This window comes from Peteryoungia ipomoeae (genome assembly GCF_004912165.1).
Taxonomy (GTDB): Bacteria; Pseudomonadota; Alphaproteobacteria; order Rhizobiales; family Rhizobiaceae; genus Allorhizobium; species Allorhizobium ipomoeae.
In genome coordinates this window covers 615438-632913 of the sequence record NZ_STGV01000002.1, presented here as the reverse complement: position 1 = coordinate 632913, position 17476 = coordinate 615438, and the positions used below count along the sequence as shown (strand labels likewise).

Sequence of the window (17476 nt, the reverse complement as noted above, 5' to 3'; positions counted from 1 at the left end):
CACAGTTGGGAGGAAATGCAATGCTTGAAACGGTCGCCTTCATTGGCCTTGGCAATATGGGAGGGCCGATGGCCGCCAACCTCGTCAAGGCGGGGTTCGCAGTCAAAGGCTTCGATCTGGCAGAACCGGCGCGGTTTGCCGCGAAGGCGAACGGCATCACGCTCTGCGATACCACCGCTCAAGCCGTGGGCGGCGTCTCTGTCGTGATCACCATGCTGCCCGCCGGGCATCATGTTCTGTCTGTCTGGGGCGAACTGGCCGAGACCGTCGGTTCCGGGACGCTGATGATCGACTGCTCGACGATCGACGTCGACAGCGCCCGCAAATCCCATGTGCTTGCCGGTGCGGCGGGCTGCCTGTCACTCGATGCGCCGGTCTCCGGCGGAACGACTGGCGCGAGTGCTGCCACCCTGACCTTCATGGTTGGCGGAGAGGCTGACGCGCTGTCCCGCGGTCGTCCGGTGCTGGAGGCCATGGGCCGACGGGTCGTGCATTGCGGTTCGGCGGGTGCCGGCCAGGCTGCCAAGATCTGCAACAATATGATCCTCGGCATCACTATGGCCGGGGTCTGCGAGGCCTTCGTGCTCGGCGAGAAGCTCGGGCTTTCGCATCAGGCCCTGTTCGACGTCGCCTCGACGTCGTCCGGCCAGTGCTGGGCGATCAGCACCAATTGCCCGGTTCCGGGGCCCGTCCCGACATCGCCTGCCAACCGCGACTACAAGCCCGGCTTTGCCGCGGCCCTGATGCTGAAGGACATGCGGCTGTCGCAGGAGGCGGCGAAGTCGACAGGTGCAGCGACGGCGCTCGGGGCGCATGCGACAGAGCTTTACGAACGCTTCGACCAGCTTGGGCATGGCGGTGAAGACTTCTCGTCGATCATCAATTTCGTCAGGAATCGCACAAGCTGAAACATGCGCTGTATGGAGCAAGCGAACGTGTGGCCCCAAACGTCGATCTGAAAACATCAGGAGGTATGGAACAATTCTTCGAGCCAAACTTTCTGCCAGTTCCATAGCTCGTCGGATGTCTACGCCGGGTTGCCTCTGATTTCTCTAAGTCGAAATGGACGGCTGATGGGGGAGGATCGGATGGTAGGGGATTGAATTTCAGCAGCGACAGGAGCCTCGGTGCTTCTGAAAGGGGTAGACCATGGATGTCATCACCGGCTTTTTCGGCCTGATCGAGGACCTGACCTGGGGATGGGCGTTGATCCCGCTTCTGATCGTCTTCGGTGTCTTCATCACGGTGATGAGCGGCTTCGTTCAGATCGAGTACTTCACGCGGATGTTCCGGGTTCTGTCCTCAAAGAACCAGAGCGGAGACCCGAATACGATAAGTGCACGCGAGGCGCTGCTGGTTTCTGTGGGCGGTCGCGTCGGTGGCGGCAATATTGCAGGCGTTGCCGTGGCGATCACCCTTGGGGGGCCGGGTGCCGTCTTCTGGATGTGGGCGGTTGCGCTGATTGGCATGGCGACCAGCCTTGTGGAGTCGACACTGGCGCAGCTTTACAAACGTTCCGACGGCGATGGCACCTACCGCGGTGGGCCGGCCAGTTACATCATCTATGGTCTAGGCGCGAAATACAGGTGGCTTGCCGTCGTCTATGCAGTTTGCCTGATGCTGGCCTTCGCATTTGGTTTCAATGCGTTTCAGGGCAACACCTTTGCCGGGGCCGTCAATGACAGCCTTGGTGTCGACCGCCTTTGGAGTGGGCTTGGTCTTGCGATCATGACAGGCTTCATCGTCTATGGCGGCATTCGCAGGATTGCCAAGGTCGCAGATGTCATCATTCCGATCATGGCATTCATCTATATCGGGCTGGCGCTCCTGGTGATTGCGCTGAATGTCACCGAACTTCCCGGCGTCATCTGGTCCATCATTGCGAACGCATTTGGACTGGAAGAAGCGGTAAGCGGCGGCTTTGGCGCCGCGCTCGCTCAGGGTCTTCGGCGCGGCCTTTTCTCAAACGAGGCGGGCCTCGGCTCAGCGCCGAATGTTGCCGCAACCGCCGATGTCCGTCATCCGGTCAGTCAGGGCATAACGCAGTCATTTTCGGTTTTCATCGATACGATGATCATCTGCACCTGCACGGCCTTTGTCATTCTGCTCAGCCCCGTCTATCAGCCGGGTGTGGAAGGCATTGATGGTGTCGTGCTGACGCAGCAGTCGCTGGTCAGCCAGGTAGGCAGCTGGTCTCAGTATTTCCTCACCTTCGCGATCCTGCTCTTTGCGTTCAGTTCGATCATCTACAACTATTATCTCGGCGAAACCGCGCTCAAGGTCATGACATCGCAGGCGGGAGCGTTGCACGCCTTACGGATTGCCATCGTGGTCGTCGTCTTCCTTGGAGCGACCGCTCCGGGCGCAACTGCGGTTTTCTTCTTCTCTGATCCCCTGATGGGACTGCTGGCGGTCGTCAATCTGATGGCAATCATCATGCTGTTTCCGGTAGCACTGCGCGTGCTTGATGACTTTCGCGCGCAATTGAAATCAGGCGTGGAACGCCCAGTGTTTCAGCCCACGGCCTTCCCAGATCTCGATCTGGATCACTCTGCCTGGCCGCATGCGCGAAGACTGCCGGTTCAAAAGGATGCGACCCTCCCAAGCTCCGGCTGAACCATCCCGGTACCTGCCCCGCGCACCAACCCGGCGGGGCAGATCTGAGAGATATCAGTCCTGCAAGGACTTTACGTTGCAGAGGCGACGAGGCTTGATCGCTTTCGCTGGATATATTGACCGAACCCGGAGTGGGTAAGGGATTTGTCATCGGTGATCGTCTTGCCTCGAACAAGCAACCGCACAGGCCAGCCATTTACCTGTATGCCCTCGTAAGGCGTGTAATCGGCGCCATGTTGCAGGACTTCGTTGGTGAGCATGACCTCTGCCCTCGGGTCCCACAGAGCGATATCGGCGTCAGCGCCAATCGCGATCGTGCCCTTTTGAGGATACATGCCGTAAAGCTTCGCGTGGTTGGTCGATGTCAAAGCCACAAAGCGATTGATGTCGATCCGGCCTTTCATGACGCCCTCGGAAAAAAGGATCGGCAAGCGGGTTGCAACACCGGGAATGCCGTTCGGAATCCAGCGAAAATGGCGCTTACCCTTCTCGTTCAGCTTGCCTTCCGGATCATCGAAGCGGAAGGGGCAGTGGTCGGAAGAAAAGAGATCGAAGACGCCCTGTTCGAGCCCCTCCCAACACGCGTCTTGACTGGCCTTGTCGCGGGGCGGTGGCGAGCAGACGTATTTTGCCCCATCCAGCCCATCCAGATCGAGATCATCGGCGGTGAGCATGAGATATTGCGGGCAGGTTTCGCCCGCGATCTTTTGGCCTCGCTGACGGGCGCGGCGGATCTCTTCCATCGCCTCACGATTCGAGACATGCACGATGACGATCGGCACATCGACGATCTCGGCCAGCGATAGGGCCCGGTGTGTTGCCTCGCGTTCGGCCGCCATCGGCCGCGTCGTCGCGTGATACTTAGGCGAAAACTTGCCTTCCTCCTCATGACGGCCGATCAGATACCGGATTACGTCTTCATTTTCGCAATGGACCATCACAAGAGCGCCCGTGCGACGGGCCGTATCGAGTGTTGCCAGGATCTCGTCGTCGCGTAGTCGCAGCCCCTCATAGGTCATGAAGACCTTGAGTGAGGTATAGCCATCCTCGACCAGCGCTGGCAGCTCCTGGCCAAGGACTTCGGTTGTGGGATCCGTGATGACGAGGTGAAAGGAAACGTCGACATGGCACTTTCCCTCCGCCTTCGCGTGATAGACTTTCAGCGCCTCCCTCAGCGACTGACCCTTTTCCTGCATGCAGAAGGCAAGCACCGTGCTGTTGCCGCCGATCGCAGCCGAGCGGGTGCCGCTGTCAAAGTCATCTGCCATGACGATGCCATCGCCGGACGGCTGGTCCAGATGCACGTGGCTGTCGATCCCGCCCGGCAGGACGAAGAGGCGGGTGGCGTCGATAACCTCGTCGGCCTCGGTCAGGCCCAGCGCGAGCGCGGCGATCCGCCCATCCTTGATGCCGACGTCGCTGACAAACGTGTCGCTTGCCGTCACCACCGTCCCATTGCGGATTACCGTATCGAATCGCATCAGCCTGTCCCTCTTGAACCTGTCTGTTTCATCCCGCCTTGGCGAGGCCCGCCTGGCCGGCAAGGATCCTGTCGAGTGCAGCCGTAAAGCGATCCACCTCCTCGAGCGTGTTGTAGTGCACCATCGAAACGCGCAGCATGCCGCCATGATCGGTCAAACCGAGATATTCGGCGAGGCGTCGGGAGTGAAAATCACCGAATCGCATGGCAATCTTCTCCGCATCCATAGCCTTGCAGAGCTCGCCAGCGTCCCGCCCGTCGAAACGGAAGGCGATAGTGGGCACGCGGTTGTCCGTGGTGGCAGACTGGCCGACGATCATGCAGTCGTTGCGCGAGCGCAGATAGGTCAGCAGACGCTCCGTCAAGGCGTCCTCCTGTGCCGCAATCGCTGCATAGGCCGCCTCGATCTTGCGACGAGGGCCCCCTGTTTCTCCGGCCTGTTCGCCAAGGTTCACGAGGTAATCGACGATGCCACAGGTGGAATAGGCGAGCTCGTAATTGGGGTTGCCCGGTTCGAGTTTGCCAGGCACCTTATCCCTCCCGTAAAAGTAGTGATAAAGCGTGTCGAGTTCGAGCAGCAGGTCATATTTGCCATATATCAGCGCGTAGTGCGGCCCATAGGTCTTGTAGAGGCTGAAGACGTAGTAATCGACGTCGAAAGCCTGCACATCGACGGCCCGATGCGGAGCGTAGGCAACCGCATCGACGCAGATTTGCGCGCCGCGCGCATGCACGAAGTCGGCAATTTCTCGTATTGGGTTGATCGAGCCGAGAATGTTGGAGCAATGCGTCACGCAAACGAGTGTCGTACGATCGCTCATCAGCGGAGCGAGATCGGCAAGATCAAGCGATAGCGTCTTCTTGTTCAGCGGCCAGATTTTCAAGATCACGCCGCGTTCCTGGAGCCGGTCCCAGGGGCCGATATTGGACTCATGGTCAGACACCGTAATGATGATTTCATCGCCTGCCGATAGCTGGCTATGCATCGAGCGGGCGAGATTCTGAAGCAATGCTGTCGTCGAATTGCCGAAGACGATTTCTTCCGGGCGTCGCGCATTGACGAGGTGCATCGCGGCGGTGCGCGCTTCGTACAGCGCTTCAGCTGCCGCCTGCGAGACGGCATACGAGCCGCCGATCTGAACGTTCTTGTCAAAGAGGAACGTGTTGATGCGCTCGACCGCACCCTTCAGGATCTGCGAGCCGCCGGCATTGTCAAAGAAGGTCCATCCGTTGGCGAGCCCCGGAAATTGGCTGCGGACGTAATCAAGATCAAGCGCCTTCGGGTCAGAAGTGGCCATGGCGGGTGTCCTCCAATGTCTTTTCTTGTTCAGTGATTGAGGACGGCGCGAAGAAAGCCGCGCGTCCGTTCGTGTTTCGGAGCGTCGAAGATGTCGGTTGGAGCACCGCTCTCCACCAGGCGCCCGCCATCCATGAAGATCACCCGGTCTGCGACCTGTCGGGCAAATCCCATCTCGTGGGTGACGACGATCATGGTGACGCCTGAACCGGCGAGCTTGCGCATGACATCGAGCACTTCGCCGACCATTTCCGGGTCGAGGGCGGAGGTGGGCTCGTCGAAGAGGAGTACGCGCGGCTCCATGGCGAGCGCACGGGCGATTGCCACGCGCTGCTGCTGACCGCCGGAAAGCTGGCCCGGAAACTTCTCCGCCTGTTCGGAGATGCCGACGCGGGCAAGCAGATCTCTGGCTTTCCTCTCCGCCTCCGCTTCCGGCGTGCCACGAACGCGCATCGGCGCCAGCATGACATTCTTCAGGACCGTCATATGCGGAAAGAGGTTGAATGACTGGAAGACCATGCCCACTTCGGCGCGCACCTTGGCGAGTGCCGGACCAGGCTCGACGCGAATGCCGTCGACGGTGATCCGGCTTTCGGCGGCGAAGTCTTCGAGATGGTTGATGCAGCGGATCAGGGTCGACTTGCCGGATCCCGATGGGCCGATCACGCAGACGACTTCGCCCTCGGCGATATCAAGGTCGATACCATGCAGCACGGTAAAGGTGCCATAGGCCTTGGTCAGTCCCCTGATGGAGATCAGCGGTGGATTGCTCTTAGACATCAGCGTTTCCCCCGGCTGAAATGTTTCTCGAGGCGCGAGACGACGGCAACCATCGGCCAGAGCAGGGCTATGTAGATGAGGGCCGCGCCGATCAGCGGCGTCGGATTGGCCGCAATCGCTTGTGCCTGGGTGGCCTGTTTAAGGAGGTCAGGCATCGCGACAACCGATGCCAGGGCTGTATCCTTCATCACGTTGATGCAGTTGTTGGTCAGCGGCGGGATGACGATGCGGATCGCCTGGGGCAGGATCACGTCGATCATGGTGTGACGGTTGGAAAGGCCAAGCGCTGCCGAAGCCTCGAACTGGCCATGCGGGATCGCCTCGATGCCTGCCCGGAAGATTTCCGCCGTATACGCGGCAGACACCAGCGACAGCGCCGTAACCGCGGACAGGAAGGGCGACAGGCGTATGCCGACGAAGGGCAGCGCGTAGTAGACGACGATCAGAAGCACCAAAAGCGGGATCGAGCGGAAAATGTCGACGTAGACGCGAATGAGAAGCTTGACGAAGCCGGGCGCGTAGAGCCGCGCCACCGCGAGAAAGAGGCCGCCGGCAAGGCCGATCAGGATGCTCGTCACGCCGATCTGCAGCGTCACGATGAGGCCCCAGAGCAGTGCCGGCAAGCTGTCCGCCAGGACCTGCAGATTGAAGAAGGTATTCAGGAGTGTCATGCCGCGTCGGCTCCTTTGGTGAACCGGCGGGACTTGTGTGTCCCGCCGGATGCATCACAGGCTTACTTGCCCTTGGGCATGTCGAGAACGGTAACGGTCGAGGTGGTGTCCTCTGCCTTTGCGCCGAACCAGGTTTCATGCAGCTTCGCGATGAAGCCTTCCTGCTTGAGCGTGGTGATGACCGCGTTGACTTCGGTCGCCAGAGGATCGTTCTTGTTGAACATGATCGAGTATTTTTCCCCGGTCGGGATGCGCTCGACGACTTTAAGCTCGGGCTTGTCCTTGACGTAGTAGAGCAGGGCCGGAATGTCGGAGATATAGCCGTCGACGCGTCCTGCCACGAGGTCGAGCATGGCTGGCTGCAGGCCTTCAAATCGACGGATTTCGCCGAGCTTGTATTCGCCCTTGTTGGCTTCGGCCCACATGTCGCCGGTCGAACCGGTATCGACACCGACGACCTTGCCTTCCATGCCCTTCAGGTTTTCGATGCCTGAAGCCGCCGTGACGGTCAGCGACTGGTCGCTATCGTAGTAGGGCTGGGCGAACGTCACCGATTCCAGGCGCTTCTCGGTGATGGTGATCGAGGAGATCGCCATGTTGATGCGGCCGGACTGAACGGCCGGGAAGAGACCGTTGAAGGGCGTGTTGACGAATTCGACGCTCTTGCCGAGGCGCTTGGCGATCTCGTTGACGAGATCGACTTCGAAGCCGGTCACTTTGCCGCTGGCGTCCTCGAATTCCCACGGCACGTTGCCGATGTTGGCGCCAACGGTCAGGTCGGCCGCATGGGCCGTTGAGCCGAGTGAGGCGACGAGACCTGCGACAAGTGTTGCTATCGAAATGGTTGAACGTGTCATGAGAGTTCCCCTTGTTTTTTGAACATGACTCAATCTACATTGGTCCAACTGGTCAGACCAGTCAGGCCAAACAAGCACGCGGCTTTGCCCTTGGCAAGAGGAGGCCGGAAAAAATAGATTGGCTCGGCAGCACCGGCGGGAGGAAATGTACCGAATGCTCAACAAGACGCTTGTCCCACAGTCCGTCGCGCGCGAGATCCAGGGCATGATCCAGTCCGGACAGTTGAAGGCTGGCGAAAAAATCCCGTCGCAACGGGAGTTTTCACAGAAGTTCGGCATCAGCCGCGCCTCGCTGCGTGAAGCTCTTCTGACGCTGGAGACGCTCGGTCTCCTGAAGACGGAAGCGGGACGCGGCACCTTCGTCGCAAAGCAGGCTTCCTCTCGCTCCGATGCATCCGCACACATGGCGCCATGGCGGTACTCTGACAGCTATTCCGTTTTTGATGTCTTCCAGACGCGTATATTGCTTGAAGGCGAGATCGCTAGGCTGGCAGCCGGCAGGCTCACACAGTTGCAACTCGACGGAATGGAAAAAGCAACACGGACCATGGAGGAATGCTGGGCCAACCAGGATCTGCTTGCCAATGTCGAGGCGGACCTCGATTTTCACGGCATGATCGTTTCCGCCTGCGCCAACGTGATGCTGAAGGCACTCTATCAGACGGTGCGGGACCAGGTCACGGAAACACAACGACAGCCGATACCGATCACCGATCCCGAGCGTATGCGGCAATCGATCGGCGAACATCGCAGCATCATCGCAGCGCTGAGGGCAAACGATGCAGCTCGCGCCAAGCTGGAGATGGAAAACCATATCCGCAACACCGCGCGCTGCGCCGGCCTCGAGCCGTAGTGGCGGCGATTCCTCGCGACATCAGAGAGATCCGCACGGCGGCTTCTCGACGTCCTATCCTTGCTGCCGAGATGGAAGGCAACTCGATAATCGAGGGATAGGTTCTGCACCGATCCTTCATGTGATGCCGATAGTCGGTGCCATCAGGGTGTCCGATGGCGACGCCGCGGAACCATACTCACCTGTATCCAAACGAATTTAGACCTGTTCAAAGACCGCTCGGCGGCTTCGCATTGCTGTCCAGTTTGTCGCTGAAGCCTCCACTCAAGAAAACGAATTACACAAATATTGGAAATCAAGCCGGTGCGCGGTTGACTTTGTAGCCTCTAGCCGCGTTAATAAGAAAATAAATTACACCGAACGGTGACAGGGTGAACGAAATTCAGTGGGAGCTTGAAAGGCTTGGTGCCAAACTCGCCGCGTTCTGAAGCGGCTAATTGGATGGTCTTAAGCACTCCAGCGGCAACAATAAGCGGGCGCAAGTCGCATCCATAGCGGGATTGCGTCATCGCGGACCTGCATTTGGAAAATGGGCATGCGCATCTTCACCGCCTCGTTGGCGACTGAAACAAACACATTCTCTCCCGTGCCGACGGACATGAACGCCTTTCGGGCGGCCTTCTATGCTGCGCCCGGCGAGCATCCCGACACGCCAACCTTGTGCTCGTCCGTTGTGCCGATCCTGCGACGTCGTGCGAGGGAAGAGGGTTTCACCACGATCGAAGGGACCTCCTGTTGGGCGGAGCCCGCAGGCCTGATCCAACAGCGAACCTATGAGACCCTGCGCGATCAGATCCTGGACGAACTGCGCGCGGCACTGCCTGTCGATGCAGTGGTCCTGGGTCTCCATGGTGCCATGGTTGCGCAAGGCTATGACGATCCGGAGGGCGACTTGCTTTCGAGAGTGCGCGGCATCGTCGGTCCGACCGTGCTCATCGCAGCCGAGTTCGATCCCCACAGCCACCTGACCGATCTGCGTGTCGCCAATCTCGACATACTCGCGGCCTTCCTTGAATTTCCACATACGGATTTCGAGCAGCGTGGCGAGCATGTCGTTGACCTTGCAATGCAGGCACTTCGTGGGCAGATCAAGCCGCTCATCTCCACCTTCGACTGCCGGATGATCACGATCTACCCGACGAGCCGCGAACCCATGCGCTCCTATGTCGATCGCCTGAAGGTGCTCGAAGGCACCAACGGCATCCTGTCGATCTCGGTCATTCACGGCTTCATGGCGGGCGATGTACCGGATATGGGCACGCGGATCGTCGTCGTTTCCGATGCCGACAAGTCAAAGGGCGATGCGCTGGCGGAGGCGCTCGGGCATGAGCTCTACAGGCTGCGCAAGTCGACCGCGATGCCGATGTTCGATACGGAAAACGGCCTGGACAGGGCGCTCTCCATTCGATCTGCCCAGCCTGGGCTGCCGGTCACGATCGCAGACGTCTGGGACAATCCGGGCGGCGGCGTCGCCGGTGATGCCACCCATATTCTGCGGCGCATGATCGAGCGCGGCTTCGACAATTTCGCGGTCGCGACGATCTGGGATCCCGTCGCCGTGAGCTTTTGTCACGCGGCCGGCGAGGGTGCCGAGCTTTCATTGCGCATTGGCGGAAAGTCCGGCCCGGATGGCGGAGAGCCGATCGATCTGCGCGTCACAGTCGTCAAGGTTTTCCATGCAGGCTGGCAGAGTTTCCGCAACTCGCGAGTCACCCTCGGCAATGCCGCCGTGATCAGGCCACTCGGCACCGAAATCGACATCGTTCTCATCACCAGTCGGACGCAGACCTATGAGCCGGACATCTTCGCCAATCAGGGCATCGACTTTGGCACCAAGTCGTTTCTCCTGATCAAGTCGACGAACCATTTCTATGCCGGCTTCGCGCCGATCTCGTCGGAGATCGTCTACATCGCCGCGCCGACATCCTATCCCACCGATCCCGCAACCACGCCCTATCGCAAGGCAAGCCTCGAGCTCTGGCCGCGCGTCCAGGATCCGTTGGGGCTCGATGGCTGATATCCGGAGGGTCCAAACGGACAAACCGCAAGACCACTGAACTGAAGGCAACAAGGGGAATTCCATGAAAAAGAGTGCACTCGTTCTATTCACATTGGCCGCTATGGCCGGCACCAGCAGCCTGGCACTGGCGCAGGCGAGCGAAGGTGTCCTGACCATCGCCACCATCGGCGAGCCGCCAACGCTGGATGTCATGCAGACGCCGACCGACATCGTGCTGACCATTGACCAGCACATTTTCGAGACGCTCTACACCTACGATGCCCAGTGGAAGTCGGTTCCGCTTCTGGCCGCCGGCATGCCGGAAGTCTCGGAAGACGGCCTCACCTACAAGATCGCGCTTCGGGAAGGCGTGAAGTTCCACGATGGCAGTGATCTGGATGCGAAGGACGTTACAGCGTCCCTCAATCGCTGGATGGCGATCAACTCCAAGGGCAAGCAGGTTGCAGCACTCGTCGAATCCCTGACCGAAGACGGTGGCAACGCTGTCGTCATCAAGTTGAAGTCGCGCTACGCACCGCTGCTTGCAACGCTGTCCCAGGCCTCTGTCATCATGCCCTCGGAGAAGATTGCGGACACGCTCACCGAGTTTGTCGGCACTGGTCCCTATGCCCTGAAGGAACGCAAGCCCGATCAATATACCCAGCTCGTCCGCTTCGAGGACTACAAGTCCCCGGAAGGCGAAATCAGTAATTATGCCGGCAAGCGCGAAGCAATCGCCAAGGAGATCCGTTTCGTTCCCGTGCCTGACGCCAACACGCGCGTCGAGGGCCTGATCTCCGGCCAGTTTGATTATGCCGATTCGCTCCCGGTCAGCGCTTACGAGCGCGTCGAGGCAAGCGACAGCGCCAAGCCTGTCATCTTCAAGAACGCCGGCTGGGCGTCGATGAACATGAACATGCAGCAAGGCCTTCTGACGAAGAAGGAGTTGCGGCAGGCCGTCCAGGTTGCGCTTAACCCGAACGACATGATGCTCGCCGCCTTCTCGGATGACCGCTTCTTCAGCGTTGATGCTTCGATTTTCCCCGAGGAATCCTTCTGGCACACCGAAGCCGGCGTTGCTCGTTACGGCGAAGGCGATCCGGAGGCCGCGGCCAAGCTGCTGGAAGCTGCGGGCTACGACGGCACCCCGATCCGCCTGATGACCAGTCGCCAGTATGAATTCCACTACAAGATCGGCGAGGTCGCCAAGGCCTATCTCGAAGCCGCCGGCTTCAAGGTCGATCTGCAGGTCGTGGACTGGGCAACGCTGACCACCCGCCGCGCCGATCCGAAGGAATGGGACATCTTCATTACCCATTCCAACTTCCCGGGTGACCCGACGACGATCAACACGATCACCGACACCTATCCGGGCTGGTATGTCTCCGAGCAGAAGGCAAAGGCCGTTGCGACTTACATGGAGGCAACGACCGACGAGGCCAAGAAGGCGGCCTGGGACGCGATCCAGACCGTAATCTACGACGATGCGCCGCTCTACAAGGTCGGCAACTTCAACGCCGTTTCCGGTGTGGCCAATGGAGTGACCGGCTATGAGCCCACCTACTGGCCGCATTTCTGGAACGTGACCCCGAAGCAGTAAGGAACTGAGAACCGACCATGGCAAGGATTGCACTGGCGCTGCTGAAACGGCTGGGGGGCATGCTCGTCGTGCTTGCTCTCGTCGTGACGGTGGTCTTCATCATCGTTCGCGTCACGCCTGGCGATCCTGCCGCCGTCATGCTGGGGTCGGATGCGACCCCGGAAGACATCGCGCAATTGCGCAGTCGGATGGGTCTCGATGCGCCTCTCCTCATGCAATATGGCCAGTTCGTGCTGGGCATATTGCAAGGTGATCTCGGCCAGTCGATCTTCCTCGGGCAGCCGGTCACAACAGCCCTGGCCGCCAGGGCCGAGCCGACCTTCTTCCTGACCCTGTTCTCCATCCTGATCGCAGTCGCAATCGCGCTTCCCGTCGGTATTCTCTCGGCGGTCAAGCGCGGTACCTTGTTCGACCAGATCGTCGTCACGCTGACCATGATTGCCGCAAGCGTGCCGAGCTTCTGGCTCGGCCTGATGCTGATCCAGATCTTCGCGGTCGGGCAGGGCTGGTTCCCGGCATCCGGCTATGGCGGCCCCGAGACGCCGTTCCTCGATCGCCTGCACCATCTCGTGCTCCCTGCCGTGGCACTCGGTGTGGTCAACTCCGCGCTCATCACACGCTTCACCCGGGCCGCCATGCTCGATGTGTTGGGTGACGACTATGTCCGCACAGCCCGCGCCAAGGGCGCTTGCGAGGGACGCGTCATCCTCAAACACGCACTGAAGAACGCGATGATCCCGATCATCACGGTCATCGGCCTGTCGATTGCCATGCTTGTCGCTGGCGCCGTTGTCACCGAAACTGTTTTCGGCCTGCCGGGCGTCGGTAACCTCGTCGTGTCAGCCGTCCTGCGCCGCGATTACCCGGTCATTCAGGGAGCGCTTCTTGTGGTCGCTGCGATCTACGTTCTCATCAACTTTATCGTCGATATGCTCTATATTCTCGTTGATCCGCGGGTGCGCCTATGACCACGCTGGCCTCCGCTACCATGCCTTTGGCAGCCCGACTGCGTCGCCTGTTCGGCAATCGCGCCATGCTCGCCGGTGCCGTTATCCTGACGGTTGTCGTTCTGGCCGCGCTCCTCGCACCCGCGATTGCGCCTTACGCCCCCAACAAGCTGTCGATCGTCAACAAGTTGAAGGAGCCGTCTCTCGCGCATCTCTTCGGCACGGACGAATTCGGTCGCGACATCTTCTCGCGCGCCATCTATGCCGGACGCATCTCGCTCCTCGTCAGCCTCGGCGTCGTCGCCATCTCGACGGTGCTCGGTATCATCCTCGGCGTGGCCGCCGGCTTCTTCCGCAGTCTGGATGCGCCGATCTCGCGCCTGCTCGATGCCATGATGTCGTTTCCAGACATCTTGCTCGCCATCGCGCTGGTCGCAGCCCTCGGCCCCTCGCTATCGACGGTGATCCTGGCACTCGGCATCACATATGCGCCGCGTCTTGCCCGCATCATCCGTGGTCAGACCCTGGTTCTGCGCGAACTCCCGTATATCGAAGCCGCGGTGGCCATGGGCCTGCCCACCTGGCAGATCCTCGTCCGCCACGTGCTGCTCAACCTTGCGTCGCCGATCCTCGTGCAATCCACCTTCGTCTTCGCATCGGCGATGCTGGCGGAGGCCAGCCTGTCCTTCCTCGGTGTTGGTGTATCCACCGACATGCCGACCTGGGGCACCATGCTTGCCTCGGGTCGTGAGTACATGAACAACGCGCCCTGGCTGATGATCTTCCCAGGCCTTGCCATCGTCTTCTCGGTTCTGTCGCTGCAGCTGCTGGGCGACGGCCTGCGCGATCTCGTCGATCCGCGTCTTGCGAAGGAGAGCTGATCATGACCGATGACTCGACCCGTGTTCAGCCGGTCCTATCCGTCGAAAACCTGACGACGTCCTTCAAGACGCAGGAGGGCTGGAAGACCGTCATCCGCGATATCAACCTGCATGTTGACGCTGGCGAGACTGTGGCCATCGTGGGAGAATCCGGCTCGGGCAAGAGCGTGACCGCGCTCTCGACCATGCGTCTCCTGCCGCCCGGACGGTCGCGCACCGAGGGGCGAATTCTGTTGAACGGCACGGATCTCGTGAAGGTCAGCGAAGCCGAGATGCGCAAAGTGCGCGGCGGGTCCATCGGCATGATCTTCCAGGAGCCGATGACGTCACTCAATCCGGTCTACACGATTGGCAACCAGATTGCCGAAGCGCTGGTTCTCCACCGCGGTCTGTCGTGGAAGGCGGCGGAAGCCGAAACCCTGCGCCTGATGGAGCGCGTGCGCATTCCCGCGGCAAAGACGCGGCTGCATGAGTATCCGCACAAATTCTCCGGCGGCATGCGTCAGCGTGTGATGATCGCGATGGCTCTCGCCTGCCGTCCCAAGTTGCTGATCGCGGACGAGCCGACGACGGCGCTCGACGTCACCATTCAGGCCGAGATTCTGCATTTGCTGCGTGACCTGCAGCAGGAAGAGAACATGGGCGTCCTCTTCATCACGCACGACATGGGTGTGGTGGCCGAGATCGCTGACCGCACTGTGGTGATGTTCCGCGGCGACATGGTCGAGACGGGCAAAACGAACGAGATCTTCGCAGCACCGAAGGCGGTCTACACGAAGTCGCTGCTCGCCTCGATCCCGCGCCTCGGCACGATGGGCGATACGCAGGCACCCAAGCGCTTCCCCGAAGTCGATAGCGCGACTGGAGAAGCGATCGATGGCCGGGAAATGAATACGGTTGCCGCCTCAGTTCCGCCCATCCTCAAGGTCGACGATCTCGCCGTGCGCTTCGACCTGCCGCATGGCCGGGTGCATGCGGTGGAGCACGTCTCCTTCGATCTCCGCCCCGGCGAGACCCTGTCGCTTGTCGGCGAGAGCGGTTGCGGCAAGTCGACAACCGGTCGCGCCATCATCCGGTTGCTCACGCCGTCGGCCGGGCGGATTGAGATTGCCGGCGAGGACATCACCAAGGCCGGCATGCGTGAGCTTCGGGCGATGCGCCGCAAGGCGCAGATGATCTTCCAGGATCCGTTCGCGTCGCTCAACCCGCGCATCACCGTCGGCTCCGCGATTGCCGAGCCGATCCTCGCCCATGGCCTCATGGGGCGGCGGGACGCCAAGGATCGCGTCGCCGAACTGCTGCAAAAGGTCGGGCTGGCGCCGGATATGGCGAGCCGTCATCCGAACGAGTTTTCCGGCGGTCAGCGGCAGCGCATCTCGATCGCCAGAGCGCTCGCTCTCGACCCGAAACTGATCGTGGCCGACGAGGCGGTGTCTGCTCTCGATGTGTCGGTAAAGGCGCAGGTCTCGAACCTGATGCTGGACCTGCAGGAGAAGCATGGCCTGGCCTATCTCTTCATCAGTCACGACATGGCCGTCGTCGAGCGGATGAGCCACCGCGTGGCCGTCATGTTCCTGGGCGAGATCGTCGAGATCGGCCCGAGGGCATCGATTTTCGACAATCCGCAGCACCCTTACACGCGCCGCCTGATTTCGGCTGTTCCAATTCCGGATCCAGAACGTCGGGGCCAGACCCCTCCGCCGCTGACGGAAGAGATAAAGAGCCCGGTCAAGTCCTTCGACTATGTCCCGCCGAAACGAACTTATCGGGAAGTCTCGCCCGGGCATTTCGTTCAGAATGATGCCTGAGTTGACCATCGCCCAAGAGCAATGAGAGAGCTTGAAATGAGCAAGAAAACCTTAGTCCGTTACGATGTCGCCGATGCGCAGGCCGGCGGCCAGCGCCGCCCCTTCGCCAAGGCCGTGCGCGCCGGAGATTTCGTCTATGTCTCGGGCCAGGTCCCGACGGTCGACGGCGAGGTGATCGTCGGCAATATCGTTGCCCAGACCGAGCAGGTCATCGAGAACATCAAGTCTGTGCTCGCGCTTGCGGATTGCACGCTCGAGCATGTCGTTAAGGTAAATGTCTGGCTTGACGATGCCCGTGATTTCTCCAGCTTCAACGCCGTATTTCAAAAGCATTTCATCGATCACCCACCGGCCCGCTCCACCGTCGAATCGCCGATGATGGTCGACGTGAAAGTCGAGATGGACGTCATCGCCTACAAGCCGATCGACTGAGCTCCGGTGCCTATGTTGACGAATGCCCGTGTCCTTCCCGGACGCGGGCATTTTGCTGCCAATAGCCTGACCAGCCTGTCACGCCCCACCTTCCGAGAGGTTTGCAACCGGATCCCAACGTATTCTTGAGGGTGAAACAGTGTGCAAACCGAAAATTCTCTGACAAACTGCGCGCAGTTCGCGTTGAGTTCGGGAGCAGGGAATGAAGGCAACAACGGTCGCGACGATCAGCGGACGATTGAAGATCGGCTTTATCCTCGCCAGGTCGTTCACCCTGTCCGCCTTTTCGCTCTTCGTCGATACCCTAAGGCTGGCCAGTGACGACACTGACAAATCGGGACGCCGCTTTGCCGACTGGCAGGTTCTCAGCAGTCGCGGCAATCTGATCAGCGCGAGCTGCGGCATCCAGGTGGCCCCCACGGCTGGTCTGATCGATCCCACGCAGTTCGACTATATCGTCGTCGTCGGAGGGCTGCTCAACTGCGAAAATCCGGTTGACGAGGATACGATCGCCTATCTCAAACGGGCGGCAGCGAAGAAGGTCCGCCTGATCGGTGTCTGTACTGGCACCTTCATTCTTGCTGAAGCGGGCTTGATGGACAGCCACGAAACCTGTGTCAGCTGGCTGCATTTCGACGCATTTCGCGAACGCTTCCCGGACCTTGCCGTGCGGGCGGATCGGATCTACCAGCTGGACCGCTGGCGGGGATCCTGCGCCGGTGGCAGCAGCGCAGCCGATATGGCTGCAAATATCGTCCGACGCCATATCGGACCTTCTGCGGAGCGCAACGCCCTTGAGGTGCTGCAGATCGACAAGGCCCGCAGTCATCTCGATATCCAGCCGCGCCGGCCACTGTCGACGGACTACGACGACAGCCGACTGCGTGCGGTCATCTTGATGATGGAGCAGAATGTCGAGGAAATGCTGCCGATCGCGGAGATGGCCGCATCGGTCGGCCTGTCTCGCCGGCAGCTGGAAAGGCTGTTCGTCGAAAAGGCAAAAAGCTCACCTTCGGCGATCTATCGGCGCATCCGGCTGGAGCGTGCGCGCCATCTTCTGGCCCGCACGAAGGCGCCCCTGATCGAGATTGCTGTCTCCGTCGGCTTCGTCAACGCCTCGCATTTCTCGCGCGTCTTTCGCAGCACTTACGGTCAGTCAGCGGCGGAGTGGCGCAGCAGCATCGGAAACCCGGCCGCCGCCTGACTGGCGGCTTCGGCCACGTCAGATGTCTACCGCCAAACAGATGGAAGGCCG

General features: G+C 60.4%; 15 protein-coding genes. 10 read left to right on the top strand and 5 right to left on the bottom strand.

The annotated features are described in order from the left end of the window. The first annotated feature begins 20 nt into the window (after nucleotides 1-20). Both mmsB and FAA97_RS09530 read left to right on the top strand, forming a co-directional pair. A complete protein-coding gene (gene mmsB / locus FAA97_RS09535; protein WP_136598282.1) occupies nucleotides 21-908 on the top strand; it encodes a 3-hydroxyisobutyrate dehydrogenase in 888 nt (295 codons plus the stop codon). Nucleotides 909-1149: 241 nt separating this feature from the next. After that, nucleotides 1150-2616 carry an alanine/glycine:cation symporter family protein gene (locus tag FAA97_RS09530; RefSeq protein ID WP_136598281.1) on the top strand — a complete coding sequence of 489 codons (1467 nt, stop codon included), beginning with the start codon at nucleotides 1150-1152 and terminating at the stop codon, nucleotides 2614-2616. A 71-nt stretch (nucleotides 2617-2687) separates the two neighbouring features. Here FAA97_RS09530 and hydA read toward each other — a convergent pair whose 3' ends face one another. The 5 genes from hydA to FAA97_RS09505 form a co-directional block, all read right to left on the bottom strand. Next, complete coding sequence (gene hydA / locus FAA97_RS09525; RefSeq protein ID WP_136598280.1) at nucleotides 2688-4097, bottom strand: dihydropyrimidinase; 1410 nt, start codon at nucleotides 4095-4097, stop codon at nucleotides 2688-2690. 28 nt (nucleotides 4098-4125) lie between these two features. Continuing rightward, nucleotides 4126-5394 carry a cysteine desulfurase-like protein gene (locus FAA97_RS09520; RefSeq protein ID WP_136598279.1) on the bottom strand — a complete coding sequence of 423 codons (1269 nt, stop codon included), beginning with the start codon at nucleotides 5392-5394 and terminating at the stop codon, nucleotides 4126-4128. Between the two features lie 29 nt (nucleotides 5395-5423). Then, complete coding sequence (locus FAA97_RS09515) at nucleotides 5424-6173, bottom strand: amino acid ABC transporter ATP-binding protein (protein WP_136598278.1); 750 nt, start codon at nucleotides 6171-6173, stop codon at nucleotides 5424-5426. Beyond that, nucleotides 6173-6844 carry an amino acid ABC transporter permease gene (locus FAA97_RS09510; protein WP_136598277.1) on the bottom strand — a complete coding sequence of 224 codons (672 nt, stop codon included), beginning with the start codon at nucleotides 6842-6844 and terminating at the stop codon, nucleotides 6173-6175. Before FAA97_RS09510 ends, FAA97_RS09515 begins: the two co-directional genes overlap by 1 nt. 62 nt (nucleotides 6845-6906) lie before the next feature. Beyond that, nucleotides 6907-7701, bottom strand: coding sequence for an ABC transporter substrate-binding protein (locus FAA97_RS09505; RefSeq protein WP_136598276.1), 795 nt, complete (start codon nucleotides 7699-7701; stop codon nucleotides 6907-6909). Between the two features lie 154 nt (nucleotides 7702-7855). On the opposite strand from FAA97_RS09505, the gene FAA97_RS09500 reads away from it, so the two are divergent. The 8 genes from FAA97_RS09500 (at nucleotide 7856) to FAA97_RS09465 (ending at nucleotide 17425) form a co-directional block, all read left to right on the top strand. Further along, a complete protein-coding gene (locus tag FAA97_RS09500; protein WP_136598275.1) occupies nucleotides 7856-8554 on the top strand; it encodes a FadR/GntR family transcriptional regulator in 699 nt (232 codons plus the stop codon). A gap of 535 nt (nucleotides 8555-9089) precedes the next feature. Then, the gene (locus FAA97_RS09495; protein WP_136598274.1) at nucleotides 9090-10571 is read left to right on the top strand and encodes a M81 family metallopeptidase; all 1482 of its coding nucleotides are present in this window, start codon (nucleotides 9090-9092) and stop codon (nucleotides 10569-10571) included. Nucleotides 10572-10635: 64 nt separating this feature from the next. Continuing rightward, complete coding sequence (locus FAA97_RS09490) at nucleotides 10636-12153, top strand: ABC transporter substrate-binding protein (protein ID WP_136598273.1); 1518 nt, start codon at nucleotides 10636-10638, stop codon at nucleotides 12151-12153. A 17-nt stretch (nucleotides 12154-12170) separates the two neighbouring features. Next, complete coding sequence (locus FAA97_RS09485; protein WP_425467413.1) at nucleotides 12171-13121, top strand: ABC transporter permease; 951 nt, start codon at nucleotides 12171-12173, stop codon at nucleotides 13119-13121. Next, complete coding sequence (locus tag FAA97_RS09480) at nucleotides 13118-13981, top strand: ABC transporter permease (protein ID WP_136598272.1); 864 nt, start codon at nucleotides 13118-13120, stop codon at nucleotides 13979-13981. Before FAA97_RS09485 ends, FAA97_RS09480 begins: the two co-directional genes overlap by 4 nt. Before the next feature lie 2 nt (nucleotides 13982-13983). Then, the gene (locus FAA97_RS09475) at nucleotides 13984-15789 is read left to right on the top strand and encodes an ABC transporter ATP-binding protein (RefSeq protein WP_136598271.1); all 1806 of its coding nucleotides are present in this window, start codon (nucleotides 13984-13986) and stop codon (nucleotides 15787-15789) included. A gap of 36 nt (nucleotides 15790-15825) precedes the next feature. Next, nucleotides 15826-16221 (top strand): RidA family protein, encoded by a 396-nt coding sequence (locus FAA97_RS09470; RefSeq protein WP_136598270.1) that lies wholly within the window; start codon nucleotides 15826-15828, stop codon nucleotides 16219-16221. Between the two features lie 202 nt (nucleotides 16222-16423). Beyond that, nucleotides 16424-17425, top strand: a complete 1002-nt coding sequence (locus FAA97_RS09465) for a GlxA family transcriptional regulator (RefSeq protein ID WP_136598269.1) — start codon at nucleotides 16424-16426, stop codon at nucleotides 17423-17425. Nucleotides 17426-17476 lie beyond the last annotated feature (51 nt).

Excerpts from the sequence above, each read along its gene's own strand:
- mmsB (WP_136598282.1), top strand. The coding sequence starts at position 21 with ATGCTTGAAACGGTCGCCTTCATTGGCCTTGGCAATATGGGAGGGCCG.
- FAA97_RS09530 (WP_136598281.1), top strand. The coding sequence starts at position 1,150 with ATGGATGTCATCACCGGCTTTTTCGGCCTGATCGAGGACCTGACCTGG.
- hydA (WP_136598280.1), bottom strand. The coding sequence starts at position 4,097 with ATGCGATTCGATACGGTAATCCGCAATGGGACGGTGGTGACGGCAAGC.
- FAA97_RS09520 (WP_136598279.1), bottom strand. The coding sequence starts at position 5,394 with ATGGCCACTTCTGACCCGAAGGCGCTTGATCTTGATTACGTCCGCAGC.
- FAA97_RS09515 (WP_136598278.1), bottom strand. The coding sequence starts at position 6,173 with ATGTCTAAGAGCAATCCACCGCTGATCTCCATCAGGGGACTGACCAAG.
- FAA97_RS09510 (WP_136598277.1), bottom strand. The coding sequence starts at position 6,844 with ATGACACTCCTGAATACCTTCTTCAATCTGCAGGTCCTGGCGGACAGC.
- FAA97_RS09505 (WP_136598276.1), bottom strand. The coding sequence starts at position 7,701 with ATGACACGTTCAACCATTTCGATAGCAACACTTGTCGCAGGTCTCGTC.
- FAA97_RS09500 (WP_136598275.1), top strand. The coding sequence starts at position 7,856 with ATGCTCAACAAGACGCTTGTCCCACAGTCCGTCGCGCGCGAGATCCAG.
- FAA97_RS09495 (WP_136598274.1), top strand. The coding sequence starts at position 9,090 with ATGCGCATCTTCACCGCCTCGTTGGCGACTGAAACAAACACATTCTCT.
- FAA97_RS09490 (WP_136598273.1), top strand. The coding sequence starts at position 10,636 with ATGAAAAAGAGTGCACTCGTTCTATTCACATTGGCCGCTATGGCCGGC.
- FAA97_RS09485 (WP_425467413.1), top strand. The coding sequence starts at position 12,171 with ATGGCAAGGATTGCACTGGCGCTGCTGAAACGGCTGGGGGGCATGCTC.
- FAA97_RS09480 (WP_136598272.1), top strand. The coding sequence starts at position 13,118 with ATGACCACGCTGGCCTCCGCTACCATGCCTTTGGCAGCCCGACTGCGT.
- FAA97_RS09475 (WP_136598271.1), top strand. The coding sequence starts at position 13,984 with ATGACCGATGACTCGACCCGTGTTCAGCCGGTCCTATCCGTCGAAAAC.
- FAA97_RS09470 (WP_136598270.1), top strand. The coding sequence starts at position 15,826 with ATGAGCAAGAAAACCTTAGTCCGTTACGATGTCGCCGATGCGCAGGCC.
- FAA97_RS09465 (WP_136598269.1), top strand. The coding sequence starts at position 16,424 with ATGAAGGCAACAACGGTCGCGACGATCAGCGGACGATTGAAGATCGGC.